At 72.6% G+C, this 19124-nt stretch carries 19 protein-coding genes; 7 read left to right on the top strand and 12 right to left on the bottom strand.

The annotated features are described in order from the left end of the window. The first annotated feature begins 26 nt into the window (after positions 1 to 26). Positions 27 to 1373, top strand: a complete 1347-nt coding sequence (locus HGA03_RS15860) for a PTS transporter subunit EIIC (protein WP_168631275.1) — start codon at positions 27 to 29, stop codon at positions 1371 to 1373. Here HGA03_RS15860 and rnhA read toward each other — a convergent pair. Then, entirely contained in the window at positions 1370 to 1825 is a 456-nt protein-coding gene (rnhA, locus tag HGA03_RS15855) for a ribonuclease HI (RefSeq protein ID WP_168631274.1), read from the bottom strand. The genes HGA03_RS15860 and rnhA overlap by 4 nt on opposite strands. Before the next feature lie 35 nt (positions 1826 to 1860). On the opposite strand from rnhA, the gene HGA03_RS15850 reads away from it, so the two are divergent. The 6 genes from HGA03_RS15850 to HGA03_RS15825 all read left to right on the top strand — a co-directional run bounded on the left by HGA03_RS15850 (position 1861) and on the right by HGA03_RS15825 (position 7035). Then, positions 1861 to 4416, top strand: a complete 2556-nt coding sequence (locus HGA03_RS15850) for a DEAD/DEAH box helicase (protein WP_168631273.1) — start codon at positions 1861 to 1863, stop codon at positions 4414 to 4416. A gap of 114 nt (positions 4417 to 4530) precedes the next feature. Then, on the top strand, positions 4531 to 5109 hold the full coding sequence (locus HGA03_RS15845; protein WP_168631272.1) for a VIT1/CCC1 transporter family protein: 579 nt from the start codon (positions 4531 to 4533) through the stop codon (positions 5107 to 5109). 23 nt (positions 5110 to 5132) lie between these two features. Next, entirely contained in the window at positions 5133 to 5630 is a 498-nt protein-coding gene (ybaK, locus tag HGA03_RS15840; RefSeq protein WP_168631271.1) for a Cys-tRNA(Pro) deacylase, read from the top strand. 3 nt (positions 5631 to 5633) lie between these two features. After that, positions 5634 to 6335 carry a YggS family pyridoxal phosphate-dependent enzyme gene (locus tag HGA03_RS15835; protein WP_168631270.1) on the top strand — a complete coding sequence of 234 codons (702 nt, stop codon included), beginning with the start codon at positions 5634 to 5636 and terminating at the stop codon, positions 6333 to 6335. After that, on the top strand, positions 6332 to 6697 hold the full coding sequence (locus HGA03_RS15830) for a YidH family protein (RefSeq protein WP_168631269.1): 366 nt from the start codon (positions 6332 to 6334) through the stop codon (positions 6695 to 6697). Before HGA03_RS15835 ends, HGA03_RS15830 begins: the two co-directional genes overlap by 4 nt. Beyond that, entirely contained in the window at positions 6694 to 7035 is a 342-nt protein-coding gene (locus tag HGA03_RS15825; protein ID WP_168631268.1) for a DUF202 domain-containing protein, read from the top strand. Before HGA03_RS15830 ends, HGA03_RS15825 begins: the two co-directional genes overlap by 4 nt. 49 nt (positions 7036 to 7084) lie before the next feature. On the opposite strand, the gene lplAB is transcribed toward HGA03_RS15825, so the two are convergent. The 11 genes from lplAB to HGA03_RS15770 form a co-directional block, all read right to left on the bottom strand. Continuing rightward, positions 7085 to 8161 (bottom strand): lipoate-protein ligase LplAB, encoded by a 1077-nt coding sequence (lplAB, locus tag HGA03_RS15820; protein ID WP_168631267.1) that lies wholly within the window; start codon positions 8159 to 8161, stop codon positions 7085 to 7087. Positions 8162 to 8171: 10 nt separating this feature from the next. Then, positions 8172 to 8981, bottom strand: coding sequence for a 23S ribosomal RNA methyltransferase Erm (erm, locus tag HGA03_RS15815; protein ID WP_168631266.1), 810 nt, complete (start codon positions 8979 to 8981; stop codon positions 8172 to 8174). A 228-nt stretch (positions 8982 to 9209) separates the two neighbouring features. Next, complete coding sequence (gene cimA / locus HGA03_RS15810) at positions 9210 to 10862, bottom strand: citramalate synthase (RefSeq protein WP_203767398.1); 1653 nt, start codon at positions 10860 to 10862, stop codon at positions 9210 to 9212. Between the two features lie 390 nt (positions 10863 to 11252). Beyond that, positions 11253 to 12356 (bottom strand): branched-chain amino acid aminotransferase, encoded by a 1104-nt coding sequence (locus HGA03_RS15805; protein WP_168631265.1) that lies wholly within the window; start codon positions 12354 to 12356, stop codon positions 11253 to 11255. Positions 12357 to 12478: 122 nt separating this feature from the next. Then, on the bottom strand, positions 12479 to 13522 hold the full coding sequence (locus HGA03_RS15800) for a 3-isopropylmalate dehydrogenase (RefSeq protein ID WP_168631264.1): 1044 nt from the start codon (positions 13520 to 13522) through the stop codon (positions 12479 to 12481). 43 nt (positions 13523 to 13565) lie between these two features. After that, on the bottom strand, positions 13566 to 14132 hold the full coding sequence (locus tag HGA03_RS15795) for a hypothetical protein (protein WP_168631263.1): 567 nt from the start codon (positions 14130 to 14132) through the stop codon (positions 13566 to 13568). A 23-nt stretch (positions 14133 to 14155) separates the two neighbouring features. Next, a complete protein-coding gene (locus HGA03_RS15790; RefSeq protein ID WP_168631262.1) occupies positions 14156 to 14776 on the bottom strand; it encodes a hypothetical protein in 621 nt (206 codons plus the stop codon). Next, positions 14773 to 15309, bottom strand: a complete 537-nt coding sequence (locus HGA03_RS15785; protein ID WP_168631261.1) for an ASCH domain-containing protein — start codon at positions 15307 to 15309, stop codon at positions 14773 to 14775. The genes HGA03_RS15790 and HGA03_RS15785 overlap by 4 nt, the downstream gene beginning before the upstream one ends. Before the next feature lie 170 nt (positions 15310 to 15479). After that, positions 15480 to 16508: a ketol-acid reductoisomerase gene (gene ilvC / locus HGA03_RS15780; protein ID WP_168631260.1), complete on the bottom strand. Its 1029-nt coding sequence runs from the start codon at positions 16506 to 16508 to the stop codon at positions 15480 to 15482. Between the two features lie 41 nt (positions 16509 to 16549). Continuing rightward, positions 16550 to 17074 (bottom strand): acetolactate synthase small subunit, encoded by a 525-nt coding sequence (gene ilvN, locus HGA03_RS15775; protein WP_168631259.1) that lies wholly within the window; start codon positions 17072 to 17074, stop codon positions 16550 to 16552. A gap of 5 nt (positions 17075 to 17079) precedes the next feature. Then, complete coding sequence (locus HGA03_RS15770; RefSeq protein ID WP_168631258.1) at positions 17080 to 18933, bottom strand: acetolactate synthase large subunit; 1854 nt, start codon at positions 18931 to 18933, stop codon at positions 17080 to 17082. Positions 18934 to 19124: the final 191 nt, after the last annotated feature.

Genomic DNA, 19124 nt, shown 5'->3' with positions numbered 1-19124 from the left:
CTGACCCGCACGCAACGAGGAGTGCCATGACCACCACCACAGCGGACGCCCGCGGCGCCGCGAAGCAGAAGCGCGGATTCCCCGGCTTCGCCCAACTCCAGCGGATCGGCCGCTCGCTGATGCTGCCGATCGCCTCCCTGCCCGCCGCGGCGCTGCTGCTCCGGCTCGGCCAGCCGGACATGCTCGGCGCCGACGGGCTCGCCGGGACCTGGTCCTGGATGCAGCCGGTGGCGGATGTCTTCGCCGCCGCAGGAAATGCCCTGATCGGCAACCTGCCGATCCTGTTCGCGCTGGGTGTGGCCATCGGCTACGCCCGCAAGGCCGACGGCTCCACCGGCCTGGCCGCCCTGGTCGGCTACCTGGTGTTCAAGGGCGTCACCGACGCCCTGTCCCCGTCCATCCTGGGCAAGGCTCCCGAGGGCGAGACCCAGGAACTGATCAACTACGGGGTGCTCGGCGGCATCGTGATCGGCCTGACCGCCGCGCTGCTGTTCCAGAAGTACTCCCGGATCAAACTGCCGACCTATCTGGCGTTCTTCGGCGGGCGGCGGTTCGTGCCGATCGTCACCGCCGGTGCCTCGCTGATCATCGGCGTGGTGTTCTCGCTGATCTACCCGGCCTTCGACACCGTGTTCACCGCCGCCGGCGACTGGGTCACCGGCTCGACCGTGCTCGGTGGCTTCATCTTCGGCACGCTGAACCGGCTGCTGCTGCCCTTCGGCCTGCACCACCTGCTGAACTCGCTGCCGTGGTTCCAGTTCGGCGAGTACACCAACGCCGCCGGTGAGGTCTTCCACGGCGACATCCCGCGGTTCCTGGCCGGCGACCCGACCGCCGGGGCGTTCACCACCGGGTTCTTCCCGATCATGATGTTCGCCCTGCCGGCCGCCGCGCTGGCGATCATCCACACCGCGAAGCCGAAGAACCGCAAGGTGATCGCCGGTGTGATGGGCTCGGCGGCGCTGGTCGCCTTCGTCACCGGTGTGACCGAGCCGCTGGAGTTCAGCTTCGTGTACGTGGCCTACCCGCTGTACGCGATCCACGCGGTGCTGACCGGCACCTCGCTGGCCCTGGTCAACGCTCTCGGCATCCGGGACGGCTTCGGCTTCTCCGCCGGCGCGATCGACTACGTGCTGAACTTCCGGATCGCCGAACAACCGCTGTGGCTGATCGCGATCGGACTCGGCTACGCGCTGGTGTACTACTTCCTGTTCCGGTGGGCGATCGTGAAGTTCAACATGAAGACGCCCGGCCGGGAGGACGACCCGGCGACCGAGGCCGCCGACGAGCAGCGGATCGAGACCGCTGCCGCGGTGGCCGGTGACACCGGCGTCGGCGAGGGTGGCGCCACGGTGGTCGAACCGAAGGGCTAGCCCGCGGCCCGCACCTGGTCGACACCCTTGTTCGCGAGCTGATCGGCCCGCTCGTTGCCGGGGTCGCCCGCATGCCCCTTCACCCACTTCCAGGTGATGGCGTGCCGGGCGACCTCGGCGTCCAGGGCCTGCCACAGGTCCTGGTTCTTGACCGCCTTCTTGTCCGCGGTGCGCCAGTTGTTGCGCTTCCAGCCGGCGATCCACTTGGTCACGCCCTGCATCACGTACTGCGAGTCGACGTGCAGGGTGACCCGGCAGGGCTGGTTCAGCGCCCGCAGTCCCTCGATCACCGCGGTCAGCTCCATCCGGTTGTTGGTGGTGAGCTCCTCGCCCCCGAACAACTCGCGCTCATGGCTGCCGGCGCGCAGCAGTGCCCCCCAGCCGCCGACGCCCGGGTTGCCCTTGCAGGCGCCGTCGGTCCACATCTCGACCGTGGGGGTGTCCTCACTCATGGGCTGCACCCTAATCGGCATGACAGGATCGCTCGGTGCTCTCCCTCGCCGACCGGATCCCCGCCGACCCCACCGACGCCGACGCCCTGGTGGCGGCCTTCACCGGGTGGGCCGAGGACCGGGGCCTGAGCCTCTACCCGCACCAGGAGGAGGCGATCCTGGAACTGGTCACCGGCGAGCACGTGATCCTGGCCACCCCCACCGGCTCGGGCAAGTCGCTGGTGGCGACCGCCGCGCACTTCATCGCGCTGGCCCAGGGCCGCCGCACGTACTACACCGCCCCGCTCAAGGCGCTGGTGTCGGAGAAGTTCTTCGCCCTGGTCGAGGCGTTCGGCTCGGCCAACGTCGGGATGATGACCGGCGACTCCGCGGTGAACCCGGACGCCCCGATCATCTGCTGCACCGCCGAGATCCTGGCGAACCAGGCGCTGCGCCAGGGCCCGGAGGCCGACATCGGCCAGGTCGTGATGGACGAGTTCCACTTCTACGCCGACCCGCAGCGCGGCTGGGCCTGGCAGGTGCCACTGCTGGAACTGCCCCGCACCCAGTTCCTGCTGATGAGCGCCACCCTCGGCGACGTGTCGTTCTTCGTCGAGGACCTCCAGCGGCGGACCGGCACCCGGGTGGCGGTGGTCGCCGGGGCCGAGCGGCCGGTGCCGCTGACGTTCAGCTACGTGGCCGAGCCGTTGCACGAGCTGGTCGAGGAGCTGGTCACCACCCACCGCTCGCCGGTGTACCTCGTGCACTTCACCCAGAAGGAAGCCGTCGAGCGGGCACAGTCGCTGCTGTCCATGACGCTGACCTCCAAGGACCAGAAGGCCGCCATCGCCGAGGAGCTGGGCGACTTCCGGTTCGGCAGCGGCTTCGGCAAGACGCTGTCCCGGCTGCTGCGGCACGGGGTCGGGGTGCACCACGCCGGGATGCTGCCCAAGTACCGCCGGGTGGTGGAGCGGCTGACCCAGAAGGGCCTGCTGCGGGTGGTCTGCGGCACCGACACCCTGGGCGTCGGGATCAACGTGCCGATCCGCACCGTGCTGCTGACCAGCCTGGTCAAGTACGACGGGGTGAAGATGCGCCACCTGACCGCCCGGGAGTTCCACCAGATCGCCGGGCGGGCCGGGCGGGCGGGCTTCGACACCGTCGGCGAGGTGCTGGTGCTGGCGCCCGAGCACGTGATCGAGAACCGGCGCGCGCTGGCCAAGGCCGGTGACGACCCGAAGAAGCTGAAGAAGATCGTCCGCAAGCAGGCGCCGCCCGGATCGGTGAACTGGACCGACAAGACCTTCGAGCGGCTGCGCGACGCCGACCCCGAGCCGCTGACCTCCTCGTTCACCGTCTCGCACGCCATGGTGCTGAACGTGCTGGCCCGGCCCGACGGCGACCCGGTGGCCGCGATGCGCCACCTGCTGCTGGACAACCACGAGCCGGAGGGTGCCCGCGGCCGGCTGGTCCGGCAGGCGATCGCGATCTACCGCTCGCTGCGCACCGCCGGGGTGATCGAGCGGGTGACGCTGCCGGACGGCCGGCGCACGGTGCGGCTGACCCTGGACATCCCGCCGACCTTCGCCCTGAACCAGCCGCTGTCGCCCTTCGCCTACGCCGCCCTGGACCTGCTCGACCCGGAGGACCCGGGCTACGCGCACGACGTGGTCAGCGTGATCGAGGCGACCCTGGACGAGCCCCGCCAGGTGCTGTCCGCCCAGCTGAACAAGGCCAAGGGCGAGGCGGTCGCCCAGATGAAGGCGGACGGCCTGGACTACGACGAGCGGATGGCGCTGCTGGAGGAGATCAACTACCCGCAGCCGCTGGCCGAGCTGCTGACCGCCGCCTTCGTCACCTACCGGAAGTCCAACCCCTGGGTGGCCGACCACGAACTGTCGCCCAAGTCGGTGGTCCGGGACATGCACGAGCGGGCGGCGACCTTCACCGAGTACGTCTCGCTCTACCAGCTGGACCGCACCGAGGGCGTGCTGCTGCGCTACCTGGCCGACGCCTTCCGGGCGCTGCGCCAGATCGTGCCGGAGGAGGCCCGCACCGAGGACCTGCGCGACCTGATCGAGTGGCTGGGCGAGGTGGTCCGCGGCACCGACTCCTCGCTGCTGGACGAGTGGGAGCGGCTGGCGCACCCGGAGGACCTGGACGACGCCACCGTCACCGAGTCCCGGCCGGAGGACGACACTCCCCCGCCGATCACCACCAACCGCCGGGCGTTCCGGGCGCTGGTCCGCGGCGCGCTGTTCCGCCGGGTCGACCTGGCCTCCCGGGAGGACTACCGGGCACTGGGCGCTCTGGGCGACCTGGATGCGGACGACGTGCCCTGGGACGCCGACCGCTGGGGCGACGCGCTGGACCCGTTCTACGACGACCACGACGAGATCCTGACCGCCCCCGCCGCCCGCGGCCCACTGCTGTTCCAGGTGGACGAGCGCCCGGAGGAGCACGGCGGCCGGGGCGACCTGTGGACGGTGCGCCAGATCCTGGACGACCCGGAGGGCGACCACGACTGGCGGATCGACGCGCTGGTCGATCTGCCGGCCTCGGACGCCGCCGGGGAGGTGCGGCTGCGGGTGCTCGCGGTCGGCCCGCTCTGAGCCGATCGGTGTGGCAAGGCTGGCCTGCCTGAGGGAAGGCTGACCTACGTTTGCGCAGGTCAGGTGAGGTTTTCCTTCGATGACAGCCGGTGATTCCCGGCCTACCGTGGCGGTATGAGCACACTGTCGGAGCACCTGATCGGACGCCGGGAACCCACGCCCACGCTGCCGACCGCCGAGCGGCTGAACTGGCTGCGCGCGGGGGTGCTCGGCGCGAACGACGGCATCGTCTCGGTGGCCGCCACCGTGGTCGGGGTGGCCGGCGCCGCCTCCGATGCCCGCAGCCTCGTCGTGGCCGGAGTGGCCGCCCTGGTCGCCGGGGCACTGTCGATGGCGGCCGGCGAGTACGTCTCGGTCAGCAGCCAGCGCGACGCGGAACTGACCATGCAGGCGCACGGCGTCATGGCCGAGGATGCCGGACTGACCAACCCCTGGCACGCCGCCTTCGCCTCGCTGCTGGCCTTCATCGCCGGTGGTGCGATCCCGATGCTGATGGTGCTGGCCCCGCTCGGCGGGCTGCGGGTCCCGGCGACGTTCGGCGCCGTTGCGCTGGCACTGGTGCTCACCGGCGCGGTGTCGGCGAAGCTCGGCGGTTCCCCGGTCCCGCGGGCGGTGCTGCGCAACGTGGTGGGCGGTTCGCTGGCGATGGCGGTGACCTTCGGGATCGGCAACCTGGTGGGGCTCGCGGTCTGACCTCGGCTGGCTACCCTGAGGGCGTGAGCCGCGCCAAGCAGCACCCCACCGGCACCCCGGCCCTGGTCGCGCTGGCCGCCGCCGGGGTCGCGCACACCGTGCACCCCTACGAGCACGACCCGTCCTCCACGCTCGGCTACGGCCTGGAGGCGGCGGCGGTGCTGGGGGTGGAGCCGGAGCGGGTGTTCAAGACGCTGATGACCTCCGTCGACGGCACCCTCACGGTCGCGGTGGTGCCGGTCACCGCCAAGCTCGATCTCAAGGCGCTCGCCCAGGCGGCCGGAGGCAAGAAGGCGGCGATGGCCGACCCCGCGGCGGCCGAACGCGCCACCGGGTACGTGGTCGGCGGCATCTCCCCGCTCGGCCAGAAGACCGCCCACCCGACCGTGCTGGACGAGACGATCTGGCTGTTCGACACCGTGTTCGTCTCCGGCGGGCGGCGCGGCCTGGATGTGGAGCTGGCCCCGGACGACCTGGTGCGGCTGACCGGGGCCGTCGTCGCACCGATCGCCCGGGACTGACCGATGAGCCTGGACCAACGCCTGGCCCGGGTGCGCGCCCGGATCGCCGCCGCCGAGTCCGCCGCCGGGCGCTCCCCCGGCTCGGTGCGCCTGCTGCTGGCCACCAAGACCCAGGATGCCGCCGCGATCCGCGCCGCCCTGCTCGCCGATGCCGCCGCCTCGGCCACCACCGCCGGCGCCGCCCACCGGATCCTGATCGGGGAGAACCGGGTCCAGGAGCTGGTCGCCAAGGCACCGGAACTGATCGATCTGGCCCCCGAACTGCACCTGATCGGCCCGCTGCAGTCCAACAAGGTCAACGCCGCCCTGCGCTGGGCGAGCTGCGTGCAGAGCGTCGACTCCACCGCCCTGGCCGAACGCCTCGACCGGCGCTGTGCCGCCGAGGGCCGCACCCTGGACGTCATGGTGCAGGTGAACGTCTCCGGCGAACCGACCAAGAGCGGAGTGTCCCCGGCCGACGCCGAGGCGCTCGCCGACCGGGTGCGCGCCCTGGACCGGCTGCGGCTGCGTGGCCTGATGACCATCGGCGCGAACTCCCCCGACCAGGACCTGGTCCGGGCGGGCTTCGCCCGGCTGCGCGACCTGGGCGCACGGATCGGCACCACCGAGCTGTCGATGGGGATGAGCCGGGACCTGGAGGCGGCCGTGCAGGAGGGGGCGACCATCGTCCGGGTCGGCACCGCGGTGTTCGGGGCCCGGGGATGAGCGGCGACCGCCGGTTCCCCCGCTCGGTGTTCGACCGGGGCCAGGAACCCGACGCCCGGTTCTCCCTGGCCAACGAGCGGACCTTCCTGGCCTGGATCCGGACCTCGCTGGCGCTGCTCGCCGGTGGCGTCGCTCTGGAGGCCCTGGACCTGCCGGTGCAGCCGCAGTGGCGGCTGGCGGCCTCGCTGCTGCTGATCGCGCTCGGCATCGTCGCGCCGGTCCAGGCCTGGGTCGGCTGGGCGCGCGCCGAGCGGGCGATGCGGGAACGCCGGCCGCTGCCCGCCCCGGTGCTCAGCAGCCCGCTCGCCGCCGGGGTGGCACTGGCCGGGGTGCTGGTCCTGATCGGACTGCTGCTGCGATGACCGGGCCGGCCGCCGGTGACGCCGCCCCGCCCGGGGTGCAGCCCGAGCGCACCGCCCTGGCCTGGCGCCGCACCTCGCTCGGCCTGGCGACCGGTGCACTCGCGGCGGGCAAGGTGCTCGAACCGCTGACCGGCCCGGCGATCTGGCTGCTCGCGACCGCCGGTGTCCTGGCCGCCCTGGCCCTGGCGCGCGCCGGTGACCTGCGCGCCCGGCGCTGGGCGGCGGTGATCGACCGGGAACCGGACCGGGTGCCGGGCCCGGGCGGGCGGACGCCGGCCCTGTGTGCGGGCGGGGCGTTGCTGCTGGGCGTCGCCGCGCTGGTGGTCGTGCTGAGCTGACGGCACCGTCCTGCCTGTCGGGGCCGGTGGGTCAGCCGGGGCCGGTGGGTCAGGGCACCCGGGCGGTCCACTCCGGGTTGCCGAACTTCTCCGCCACCAGCTGCTCGGCCCGGGCGATCTCCTCCGGCCGGAGCTCGGAGTCCACCGCGCGGTACCGGCTGCGGAAGTAGGCGTCGAAGGCGGCGATCACGTCCTCGCGCGCCATGCCGGTCTGCGAGCGCACCGGGTCCACCCGCTTGTTCGCGCTGGTGGTGCCCTTGTCGGACAGCTTTTCCCGCCCGATCCGCAGCACCTCCAGCATCTTCGCCGAGTCGATGTCGTAGGCCATCGTCATGTGGTGCAGCACCGCACCGCCGGCCAGCCGCTTCTGCGCCGACCCGGCGATCTTGCCCGCCGGGGAGGCGATGTCGTTCAGCCCCGCGAAGGTGGCCGTCACGCCCACCTCGGCCAGTGCGCCGATCACCCAGTCGTCCAGGAACCGGTAGCTCTGCTCGAAGGACAGTCCGTCCACCAGCGATGCGGGCACCACCAGCGAGAACGTGATGCAGTTGCCGGCCTCCATGAACATCGCCCCGCCACCGGAGATCCGGCGCACCACCGTCACGTCGTGCTTGGCCACCCCCTCCGGGTCGACCTCGTTGCGCAGCGACTGGAACGACCCGATGAACACCGCGCGCTCGTTCCACTCCCAGAACCGCAGGGTCGGACCACGACGACCGGCGGCCAGTTCCTCGGTCAGCACTTGGTCCAGCGCGCCCAGCGTCGCCGGCGGCAGCGGACCCGGGTGGATCACCTCGAAGGTGTGGTCCTGCCACCCCGTCGCGTGCCCCAGCGCCCGGCGCACCGCGATCGCCACCGCCTCGGCGGTGAAGCCGACCATGGTCACCGGCTCCGGCAGGCTGCCGTCCGACTCGGCCCGGGCCAGCGCGGTGTCGATCGCCTCGGTCAGCTCCGCCACCCGGGCATCGGCCGGACGTCCGGTGAGCGCCGCGTCGATCACCTCCAGCGCGGTGTCCGGCTCCAGGAAGAAGTCGCCGCTGATGTGGACCGTGGACAGCCGGCCATCGGTGACCTCGACCTCTGCCGCCACGAGCTTGCCGCCGGGAACCTTGTACTCGCCTCGCACGGGATCGATCCTAGGCCCGCCACCCGCCCCGCGGTCGCCCCCGCTCCCCTGGCCGGCCGCGGGCCGCCCCGACGGGAGCCGCTCGTCGTCCCACCGCTGCCCAGAGCCCCGCCCACTGCTCCGGCGTCAACTCCCGCGGCAGCGCCGACGACGGCACCCCGAGCCGCCGGAGCTCGCCCCCGGCGCGTCCGCCCAGGATCTGCCCGATCCCCCGGCCGCGGCCCTGGAACACCTGCCGGACGAACTCCCGGTACCGCCGCCGCTCGGACACCGGCACCAGGGGCCGCTCGCGCCGCCGCAGCACGAGCAGCCCGCCGTCCACCCCGGGTCGCGGCCGGAACGCCTCCGCGGGCACCCGGCCGTGCAGGGACGCGGCCACCCAGGGGTCGGACTGGGCGGTGAGCAGGGTGCGCCCGCCCACCCCGGCGCGTTTGCGGGCCACCTCCCACTGGGTGAGCAGGACGGCGTGCTGCCAGGAGTCGTCATCGAGCAGCCGGCGCAGGATCGGCGTGGTGAGGTGGAACGGCACGTTGCCGACCACCACCGGCGCGTCGAGCGGCACGGTGAGAGCGTCGGCACGCCGGACCCGAACGGCGGGCAGCCGTGCGGCCAGGCGCCGGGCGCGGTGCTCGTCGAGCTCGATCGCGGTCAGCGGGCGGCCGAGCCGGCTCAGCGGGACGGTGAGGGCGCCATCCCCCGCGCCCAGTTCCAGGATCGGGCCGCAGGCGTCGGCGACCAGGTCGACGACGCGCCGGACGGTGGGCGGGTGGTGCAGGAAGTTCTGGCCGAGTTCGTGTCGGCCGCCGTGATCGGATCGCATGGCTGGGCTCCGGTCGCCGAGGCGGGAGCACCGGTGGGGACGCTGGCGCCCCGCCGTCCGGTGCCGTGGGCATCGGGTGGCGGCGCGGGCCGAGCGGATGAACCGGTCCGCGCGCTCAGGCGCGCCGGATCCGGATCATCGCGAAGGGGCCCGGCGTCGCCGAGCCGCTGTTCAGCGTTCCCATGCGGGGGACGGTACTGCGGCACCTCAGCTGGGCGCCGCTTGTTTTCAGCGCGGGTCGACGCCCCGGTTGCGCAGACCCCAGATCGCCGAGTCGGTCAGTGCCTCCCAGGCGGCCTCGATCAGGTTCGGCCCGACCCCGACCGTGCTCCAGGCCGTGGTGCCGTCGGTGGTCTCGATCAGCACCCGGGTGATCGCGTCCGTGCCGTGATTGGTGTCGAGGATCCGGACCTTGAAGTCGATCAGCTCGAACTCGGCCAGCTCCGGGTACACCCGCAGCAGGGCCAGGCGCAGCGCGGCGTCCAGGGCGTTGACCGGGCCGTTCCCCTCGCCGGTGGCGACGATCCGCTCACCGCCGGCGTGCAGCTTCACCGTCGCCTCGGCGGTCGCCGGGGTGCCGCGGGATCCGGCGCGCTCGACGATGGTGCGCCAGCTCTCCACCCGGAAGTATCCGGGCCGGCCGCCCTCGACCTCCTCCAGCAGCAGCAGCTCGAACGAGGCATCGGCGGCGTCGTAGGTGTAGCCCTGCGCCTCGGCGTCCTTGACCCGCTGGGTGACCCGGCCGAGCAGATCGTGCTGCCCGGTCAGGTCCAGGCCGAACTCGCGGCCCTTGAGCTCCACCGACGCGCGGCCGGCCATGTCGGAGACCAGCATCCGCATGTCGTTGCCCACCGCGGTCGGGTCGATGTGCTGGTACAGATCCGGGTCGACCTTGATCGCCGAGGCGTGCAGCCCGGCCTTGTGCGCGAAGGCGCTGGCGCCGACGTAGGGCTGCCGGGCGAACGGCGCGATATTGGTGATCTCGCTGATCTGGTACGCGATCCGGGTCAGCTCGGCCAGACCGCCGGTGCCGTCCGGGGGCGGGGCCAGCACATGACGACCGGTCTTGAGCTCCAGGTTGGCGACCGTGGCGAGCAGGTCGGCGTTGCCGGTGCGCTCGCCGTAGCCGTTCACGGTGCCCTGCAGGTGGACCGCCCCGGCCTCGACCGCCGCGATGCTGTTCGCCACCGCGCAGCCGGAGTCGTTGTGGGCGTGGATGCCGAGCCGGGCGTCCGGCACCTGCTCGCGCACCGCGGTCACCGTGGCGAACACCCCGGCGGGGAGCATGCCGCCGTTGGTGTCGCACAGCACCACGGTCTCCGCGCCGGCCTCCACCGCGGTGCGCAGCGCGCTGAGCGCGTACTGCGGGTCGTAGGCGTATCCGTCGAAGAAGTGCTCGGCGTCGACCACCACCCGGCGGCCCTCCCGGCGCAGCACCGCGACGGTGTCGGCGATCATCGCGAGGTTCTCTGGGCCGTCGGTGCGCAGCGCCCGCTCCACGTGCCGGATGTCGCTCTTGGCCACCAGGGTCACCACCGGCGCCTCGGAGTCCAGCAGCGCCCGCACCTGCGGGTCGTCCCAGGCCCGGACGCCCGGCTTGCGGGTGGCGCCGAAGGCCGCGAGCACGGCGTGCCGCAGCCGGAGCTCCTTGGCCGCCCGGGCGAAGAACTCGGTGTCCTTCGGGATCGCCCCCGGCCAGCCGCCCTCGATGTACCCGACGCCGAGCTCGTCCAGCAGCGGCGCGATCGCCAGCTTGTCGGACACCGAGAGGTTCATCCCCTCCTGCTGGGCGCCGTCGCGCAGCGTGGTGTCGTAGACGTCGAAGGCGCCGGGACGCTCGCCGGCGCCGCGCGGGGCGTGTGCCCAGCCGGTGGGGGGCAACGGGGTGGTGCTCACGGTGACTCTTCTCGGCAGGGATCCGGGCGACGGACCGGGATGCTCGGTGCTGGTCGGCGTGGATGGTGCGACGGGGCTGCGGCCGCAGGCGAGTGCAGCAACAAAAAGACCCCCCGGGATCGGGAGGTCGGCGCGTCCGCGGGGATGATGCGGACGCGCTAGGCAATGAGCGACAGTGTGGTCACGGCCACATGGTGGCACACCCCGGGCCGCCCGTCACGCACGTCCGCGGACCGGACGATCCGCCTGCACCGCCCCGCGCGCCCGCAGCCACCACGCCGAGAGTGCACGAATGCACGCCTCCCGGGTGGAGAGACGTGCATTCGTGCACTCTCGGTGGAGCGGTGGAGCGGTGCGGCGGTGGGCCGGGGCGAGTCAGACCAGGCGGTGCATCCAGCCGTGCGGGTCGGCGGCCCGGCCGTACTGGATGTCGGTCAGCTGGCGCCGGATCGACATCGTGGTCGTCCCCGCTCCGCCGTCGCCGACGGTCTGGTCGAAGCCCGCACCGGCCAGTCGGCCGATCGGGGTGACCACCGCGGCGGTGCCGCAGGCGAAGACCTCCGCGATGCTGCCGTCGGCCAGGCCGGCCAGCAGCTCGGTCAGCGGGATGTCGCGCTCCTCGATGGCGTGGCCCTGCTCGGACAGCAGGGTGAGGATCGAGGAGCGGGTGACGCCCTCCAGGATGGTGCCGGTCAGCCGCGGGGTGACCACGGTGCCGTCCGCCCGGACCAGGAAGACGTTCATCCCGCCGAGCTCCTCCAGCAGGGTGTTGGTCGCCCCGTCCAGGAAGCAGACCTGCTCGCAGCCCTTGGCGTAGGCCTCCTGCTGCGGGAGCAGGCTGGCCGCGTAGTTGCCGCCGCACTTGGCGTTGCCGGTGCCGCCGGGACCCGCCCGGTGGTAGTCCTCGGCCACCCAGATCGACACCGGTCGCACACCCCCGGCGAAGTACGACCCGACCGGGCTGGCGATCACCAGGTACTCGGCCTCCAGGCTGGCCCGCACGCCCAGGAACGGCTCCGAGGCGTACATGAACGGCCGCAGGTAGAGGCTGGTCTCCTCGCCGGAGGGCACCCAGTCAAGGTCGGTGCGGACCAGCGCCTGGATCGAGCCCAGGAAGTCCTCGACGCTGAGCTCGGGCAGGGCCAGCCGGCGCGCGGACCGCTGCAGGCGCTCGCCGTTGGCCCAGGGGCGGAAGGTCCACACCGAGCCGTCGTCGTGCCGGTAGGCCTTGAGACCCTCGAAGATCTCCTGGGCGTAGTGCAGCACCGCGGTGGCCGGGTCGAGCTGCAGCGGGCCGTACTTCTCCACCCGGTGGTCGTGCCACCCGGCGTCCTGGCTCCAGGAGATCCGGGCCATGTGGTCGGTGAACACCGAGCCGAACTTGGGCGCCGCGAGCAGTGCCTCGAGGTCGGCACCGGTGGTCGGGGTGTCGGTGGGGTGCACCTGGAAGGTGCGGGGGGTCGTGTCGGAGATGCTCATCGCGCGGGGCCTTTCACCTGGCGTTCGCCTGGAACAGCATGACGGTACCCGGGGCGACGGCCGGACGGACAGCGCAGGCCGGGACGCGGTCGGCCGGGTGGCCGGACCTGCCCGGTGGGGCCTCAGCCGGCGATGCGCGCGGCGAGGTCCTTGCCCACCTCGGCCGTCGTGCGTACTCGCCCGGACCGCTCCAGCACGTCGGCGGCCACCGCGGCCTCGACCTTCGCCGCGGCGTCGGGCAGCCCGAGGTGGTCGAGCAGCAGCGCCACGGACAGCACGGTCGCGGTCGGGTCGGCCTTGCCCTGCCCGGCGATGTCCGGGGCGGAGCCGTGCACCGGCTCGAACATGCTCGGCGCGGTGCGGTCCGGGTTGATGTTCGCGGAGGCGGCCAGCCCGATCCCGCCGACCACCGCGCCGGCCAGGTCGGTGAGGATGTCGCCGAACAGGTTGTCGGTGACGATCACGTCGAACCGGGACGGGTCGGTGACCAGGAAGATGGTCGCCGCGTCGACGTGCAGGTAGTCGACGGTGACCTGCGGGAACTCGGCATTGACCGCCTCGACGGTCCGGCGCCACAGGTGACCGGCGTGCACCAGCACGTTGTGCTTGTGCACCAGGGTGAGCTTCTGGCGCGGACGGGCCGCGGCGCGGGCGAAGGCGTCCCGGACCACCCGCTCCACCCCGAAGGCGGTGTTGACGCTGACCTCATTGGCGACCTCGTGCGGGGTGCCGACCCGGATCGCGCCGCCGTTGCCGACGTACGGGCCCTCGGTGCCCTCCCGGACCACCACGAAGTCGATCTCGCCGGGGTCCGCCAGCGGGGAGGACACCCCGGGGAACAGCTTGGCCGGGCGCAGGTTCACGTAGTGGTCCAGGGCGAACCGCAGCTTGAGCAGCAGCCCGCGCTCCAGCACGCCGGAGGGCACGCTCGGGTCGCCGATCGCGCCGAGCAGGATCGCGTCGTGGGTCCGGATCGCGGCCAGGTCGTCGTCGGTGAGCGTCTCACCGGTGGCGTGCCAGCGGCGGGCGCCCAGGTCGAAGTCGGTGGTGCGCAGCGTGCGACCGGTGCCGGTGAGGGCGGCCTCCAGGGCGAGCAGCCCCTGCTCGACCACCTCGGTGCCGATGCCGTCGCCCGCGACGACTGCCAGATCGATCTGCTGCGCCATGGGTCGAGGGTAGCGGGTCGTCCCACTCTGCGGGACCGGGTGATCACATCATGGACGACTGCGGGGCGCCCAGCTCGGCCAGCGCCCGGGCCAGATCGGCCCGCGACCCGACGATCGTGCCCCGCAGCGCCGCATAGGCCGGGGCCAGCGTGACCTGCGCCCGGCCGTCGGTCAGCCGCAGCGACGGCGGACGCCGCACCCCGATCGACCCGCGCACCGCCATCGGCGCGAACTCCGGCCGGCGGAGCACCACCCAGCGCGGTCGGTCCTCGCCCCGCGCCCAGACCTCGAACCGGTCCGGCAGCGCCGCGATCACCACCGGCGTGCCGCCCATCTCGTTCCAGCCGCGTTCCGGTGCACCCAGCAACCGGGCCTCGACCCGGGTCTCCGCGGTGGTGTACCCGGGGATCACCACCGCCCCGGGGCGCAGCCGTGCGACCTGCGCCGCCCACCGCCGCAACCGGCCGGCCACCGCCAGCATCACCGCCCCGATCAGCAGCACCGAGAGCACGACCGCGACCAGGACCAGGCCGCGCGCCTGCGGATCGACCAGCGCACCGCCCAGCCGGATCACCGCGACCAGCCCGACCACGACGGCGACCGCCCGCACCGCCCGGACCACGCCCGACGGCGTCACTGCCCGGCCGGCCCGGTGAACGGCACGCCCAACTCCGCCAGCGCCCGCTGCACCGCCGCCATCGCCCGCGCCGGGGCCGACACCCCGAACGCCGAGTACACCGGCAGCACCGTGACCCGGGAGACGCCGTCGGTGAACTGCAGCGCCGGGGTCGGCTGGACCCGCACCACCCCGGACAGCGGCATCGTGCCCAGCACCGCCGCGGGCGGGAACTCCGGTCGCCGGGTGATCGCCCACCGCGGCCGGTCCTCCCCCGCCGCCCAGACCTCCACCCGGTCCGACAGCACGGCCAGCGCCACCGGCGACCCGCCGAGTTCGTCCCAGCCCCGCTCCACCGCACCGGACACCCGCGCATCCGCCCGGGTCTCGATCGTGGTCACCGCGGCGATCACCGGCGCGCCGGGGCGCAACCGGGCCACCCGCCGGGCCAGCAGCCGGGGCCGGCCGGCCAGCAGTACCACTAACCCGGCGGCCAGCAGCAGCGCGACCGGCAGCCCGGCCAGGATCCAGACCCGCAGGCCATCGGGCGCGACGACCGACAGCAGCCGGATCGACACCAGCCCCACCAGGAGCACGCTGAGGACCCGGACCGCCACCGACAGCCGGGACGTGCTCATCCGCGGTCGCCCGGGCGCGGGTACAGCAGCTCGAACCGCTCGGTCACCACCGGCAGGTCGTCGCTGAACTGCTCGCCCAGCGGCTCCAGCACCCGGCGCCAGTACTTCTCGTGCTCGCGGCGCCAGCTCGCCAGCGTCCGATCGTCCTCACCCTCGGCGGCGGCGTGCTCCTCGGACACCTCGGAGAACGGCACCGTGGCGACCTCGGTGGTGCGCAGCAGGGCGCGCGGACGGCCCGCCGAGTCCAGCACGATCGACAGATCACCCCGGACCGGCATCGGCTCGTCGGCGTGCGTGAACTCGGCCAGCGCGGTGGCGGTGCCGGTCTTCTCCCCGGACAGCACCAGGTCCAGCAGTTGCTCGGCCAGCTCCGGGTTGTCACCGAAGGACCAGGTCTGCGGCACCATCGCCGCGCTCACCCCCAGGCCGGTGACCACCGAGGTGCGGACCACCCCGGCGCGGTGCCGGGCGGCCTCCCAGAAGGCCAGGATCTCGGCGGCGTGCTCGTCGGGGGTGGGGGTGGGGTCGGTCATGGGGGTTGATCCTGCCAGGTGGACGGGGACGGGCCCCACCCCCTGGTCGAGGGGGTGGGGCCCGTCGTGGTCGGGTTGGGTGCGGACGGGGCCGAACCCGCTGTTCTTGTGGTCGGGTTCGGCTCCGCGCTGAGCTACGGCAGGGGCTCGTTCCTCGCCCCTACCTCTGCTCAGCGCTGCGCCGAGCCCTCGGTGTAGTCGGTGTCCGAGGGCTTGACCCAGGCGAACAGCTTGCGCAGCTCGCGGCCGACCGGCTCGATCGGGTGGTTCTGGCCCTTGGCCCGCAGCTCCTGGAACTCCGGCGCACCGGCGTCCTGGTCACCGATGAACCGCTCCGCGAACGCGCCGTTCTGGATGTCGGCCAGCACCGCCTTCATGTTCTCCTTCACCCGCGGGTCGATCACCCGGGGGCCGGAGACGTAGTCGCCGTACTCGGCGGTGTCGGAGACCGACCAGCGCTGCTTGGTGATGCCGCCCTCGTAGATCAGGTCGACGATCAGCTTCAGCTCGTGCAGCACCTCGAAGTAGGCCACCTCGGGCTGGTAGCCGGCCTCGGTCAGGGTTTCGAAGCCGTACTGGATCAGCTGGGAGACACCGCCGCACAGCACGGCCTGCTCGCCGAACAGGTCGGTCTCGGTCTCCTCGGTGAAGGTGGTCTTGATCCCGGCGGCACGCAGGCCACCGATGCCCTTGGCGTAGGACAGCGCCAGCGCCCAGGCCTGACCGGAGGCGTCCTGCTCCACGGCGACGATCACCGGCACGCCACGGCCGTCGACGTACTCGCGGCGGACCAGGTGGCCCGGGCCCTTCGGCGCGACCATGACGACGTCGTGCCCGGCGTCCGGGGTGATGTAGCCGTAGCGGATGTTGAAGCCGTGGCCGAAGACCAGGGCGGCACCCTCGTTCAGGTTCGGGGCGATCTCGTCCCGGTACAGGTGCCGCTGCACCTGGTCCGGGGCGAGGATCACGACGACGTCGGCCTCCTTGACCGCGTCGGCGACGGCGAGCACCCGCAGGCCCTCGTTCTCGGCCTTGGCCCGGGACGCGGACCCCTCACGCAGGCCGATCCGGACGTCGACACCGGAGTCGCGCAGGTTGAGGGCGTGCGCGTGCCCCTGGCTGCCGTAGCCGATGACGGCGACCTTCTTGGACTGGATGACGGACAGGTCGGCGTCGTCGTCGTAGAACAGCTCGGCCACGATGGGTCTCCTCTGGGTTGATGCTGCGGATTCGGGGAAGGTCAGGCGGAACGGGTGACCCGCTCCAGGGCACGGTCGGTGATCGACCGGGAACCGCGGCCGATGGCCACGATGCCGGACTGCACGATCTCCCGGACACCGTAGGGCTCCAGGGCGGCCAGCAGGGCGGCCAGCTTGGCCGGGCTGCCGATCGCCTCGATCGTGACGGTGTCCGGCACCACGTCCACGACATGGGCGCGGAACAGGTCGACGACCTCCAGCACCTGGGTGCGCTGGGCACCCTCGGCCCGGACCTTGATCAGCGCGAGCTCACGCTGCACGGAGGCGGCGTCCTCGAGCTCGACGATCTTGATCACGTTGATCAGCTTGTTCAGCTGCTTGGTCACCTGCTCCAGCAGCACCGGGTCGACGTCGACCACGACGGTGATCCGGGAGATCTCCTCGTGCTCGGTCGGGCCTACGGCCAGGGAGTGGATGTTGAAGGACCGGCGGGCGAACAGTCCGGCGACGCGGGTGAGCACGCCGGGCTTGTTCTCCACCAGGACGGAGAGCGTGTGTCGGGTCATCGTGATCAGTCCTCGCGATCCCAAGCCGGGCTGATGCCCCGGGCGTACTGGATGTCGTCGTTGCTGACGCCGGCGGCCACCATCGGCCACACCATCGCGTCGCGGGAGACGGTGAAGTCGACCACGACGGGCTGGTCGTCGATCTCCATCGCCCGCTTGATCGTCGCGTCCAGGTCGGCGGGCGACTCGCAGCGCAGACCCACGGCGCCGTACGCGTCGGCCAGCTTCACGAAGTCCGGGACCCGGCGGGTGCCGTGCCCGGTGTGCAGGTCGGTGTTGGAGTAGCGCTGCTCGTAGAACAGGGTCTGCCACTGCCGGACCATGCCGAGCGAGGAGTTGTTGACCACCGCCACCTTGATCGGGATGTCGTTGATCGTGCAGGTGGCCAGCTCCTGGTTGGTCATCTGGAAGCAGCCGTCGCCGTCGATCGCCCACACCGTGCGGTCTGGCTCGCCGACCTTGGCGCCCATCGCGGCCGGCACCGAGAAGCCCATCGTGCCGAGGCCACCGGAGTTGATCCACGAGTTCGGCCGCTGGTAGCGGATGAACTGCGCGGCCCACATCTGGTGCTGGCCGACGCCGGAGACGAAGATCGACTCCGGCCCGGACAGTTCGCCGATCCGGCTGATCACCTGCTGCGGGGCCATCAGGCCGTCGGCGGTGTCGTCGTAGCCCAGCGGGAAGGTCTCGCGCCAGGTGTCCAGCTGGCTCCACCACGCGGCCAGGTCCGGCTTGCCGTGCTGGGCGTGGGCGGCCTCCAGCTCGGGCAGCAGGTCGGCGATCACCTCGCGCAGGTCGCCGACGATCGGCACGTCCACGGCCTTGTTCTTGCCGATCTCCGCCGGGTCGATGTCCGCGTGCACCACGGCCGCGTTCGGGGCGAAGGAGTCCAACCGGCCGGTGACCCGGTCGTCGAACCGCGCGCCAAGCGCCACCACCAGGTCGGCCTTCTGCAGGGCGGCCACCGCGGCCACCGTGCCGTGCATCCCGGGCATGCCCAGGTGCTGGGGGTGGGTGTCCGGCAGTGCGCCGCGGGCCATCAGGGTGGTGGTGACCGCGGCACCGGAGGCGTCCACCAGGCGGCGCAGCGCATCGGCGGCACCGGCCCGGATGATCCCGCCACCGGCCAGGATCACCGGGCGGCGGGCGGTGGCCAGCAGCCGGGCGGCCTCGCGGATCTGCTTGGCGTGCGGCTTGGTGACCGGGTGGTAGCCGGGCAGGTCGAGCTGCTGCGGCCAGGAGAACGTGGTGTTCGCCTGCATCGCGGACTTGGCGATGTCGACCAGCACCGGACCCGGGCGGCCGGTGGCGGCGATGTGGAACGCCTCGGCGATGGTGCGCGGGATCTCGGCCGGGTCGGTCACCAGGAAGTTGTGCTTGGTCACCGGCAGCGTGATGCCGACGATGTCCGCCTCCTGGAAGGCGTCGGTGCCGATCAGCGGGGCGGCGACCTGGCCGGTGATCGCCACCAGCGGGATCGAGTCCATGTTGGCGTCGGCGATCGGCGTGACCAGGTTGGTCGCGCCCGGACCGGAGGTGGCCATGCAGACGCCGACCTTGCCGGTGGCGTGGGCGTAGCCCTGGGCCGCGTGGCCGCCGCCCTGCTCGTGCCGGACCAGGATGTGCCGGATCCGGGTGGAATCCATCAGCGGGTCGTAGGTCGGCAGGATCGCGCCGCCCGGGATGCCGAAGACGACCTCGGCCCCGGCCTCCTCGAGCGAACGGACGATCGACTGGGCGCCGGTCACCTGCTCGGTGACGGGCGCAGTGCGCAGCGGCTGGGCGGTGGCGAGTCGCGGCTCGGCGGCGGCCGGTGTGGCCGGGCGGCGGGGCGGAGCCGGGTGGGGGCCCTGGACCATCGAATCTCTCCTGGCTTCGGGGGGCGGGGTGGTGCGGCCGATCGGATGTGCCGCCGGGGGTCCGTCGGCAACAAAAAACCCCTCGGGTCCTCCGGGGAGAACCGTTCGAGGGGTGCGCGCTGACGAGACCTCGCGGGGCTTCAGCCAGCGCGCCCGGGAAGTACTACGAGGGAGATCGTCTGCATGTCCGG

The organism is Cellulomonas denverensis (assembly GCF_012396125.1).
GTDB classification, from domain to species: domain Bacteria; phylum Actinomycetota; class Actinomycetes; order Actinomycetales; family Cellulomonadaceae; genus Cellulomonas; species Cellulomonas denverensis.
The sequence above is the reverse complement of the archived record's forward strand: the minus strand, read 5'-3'. Positions and strand labels throughout refer to the sequence as shown.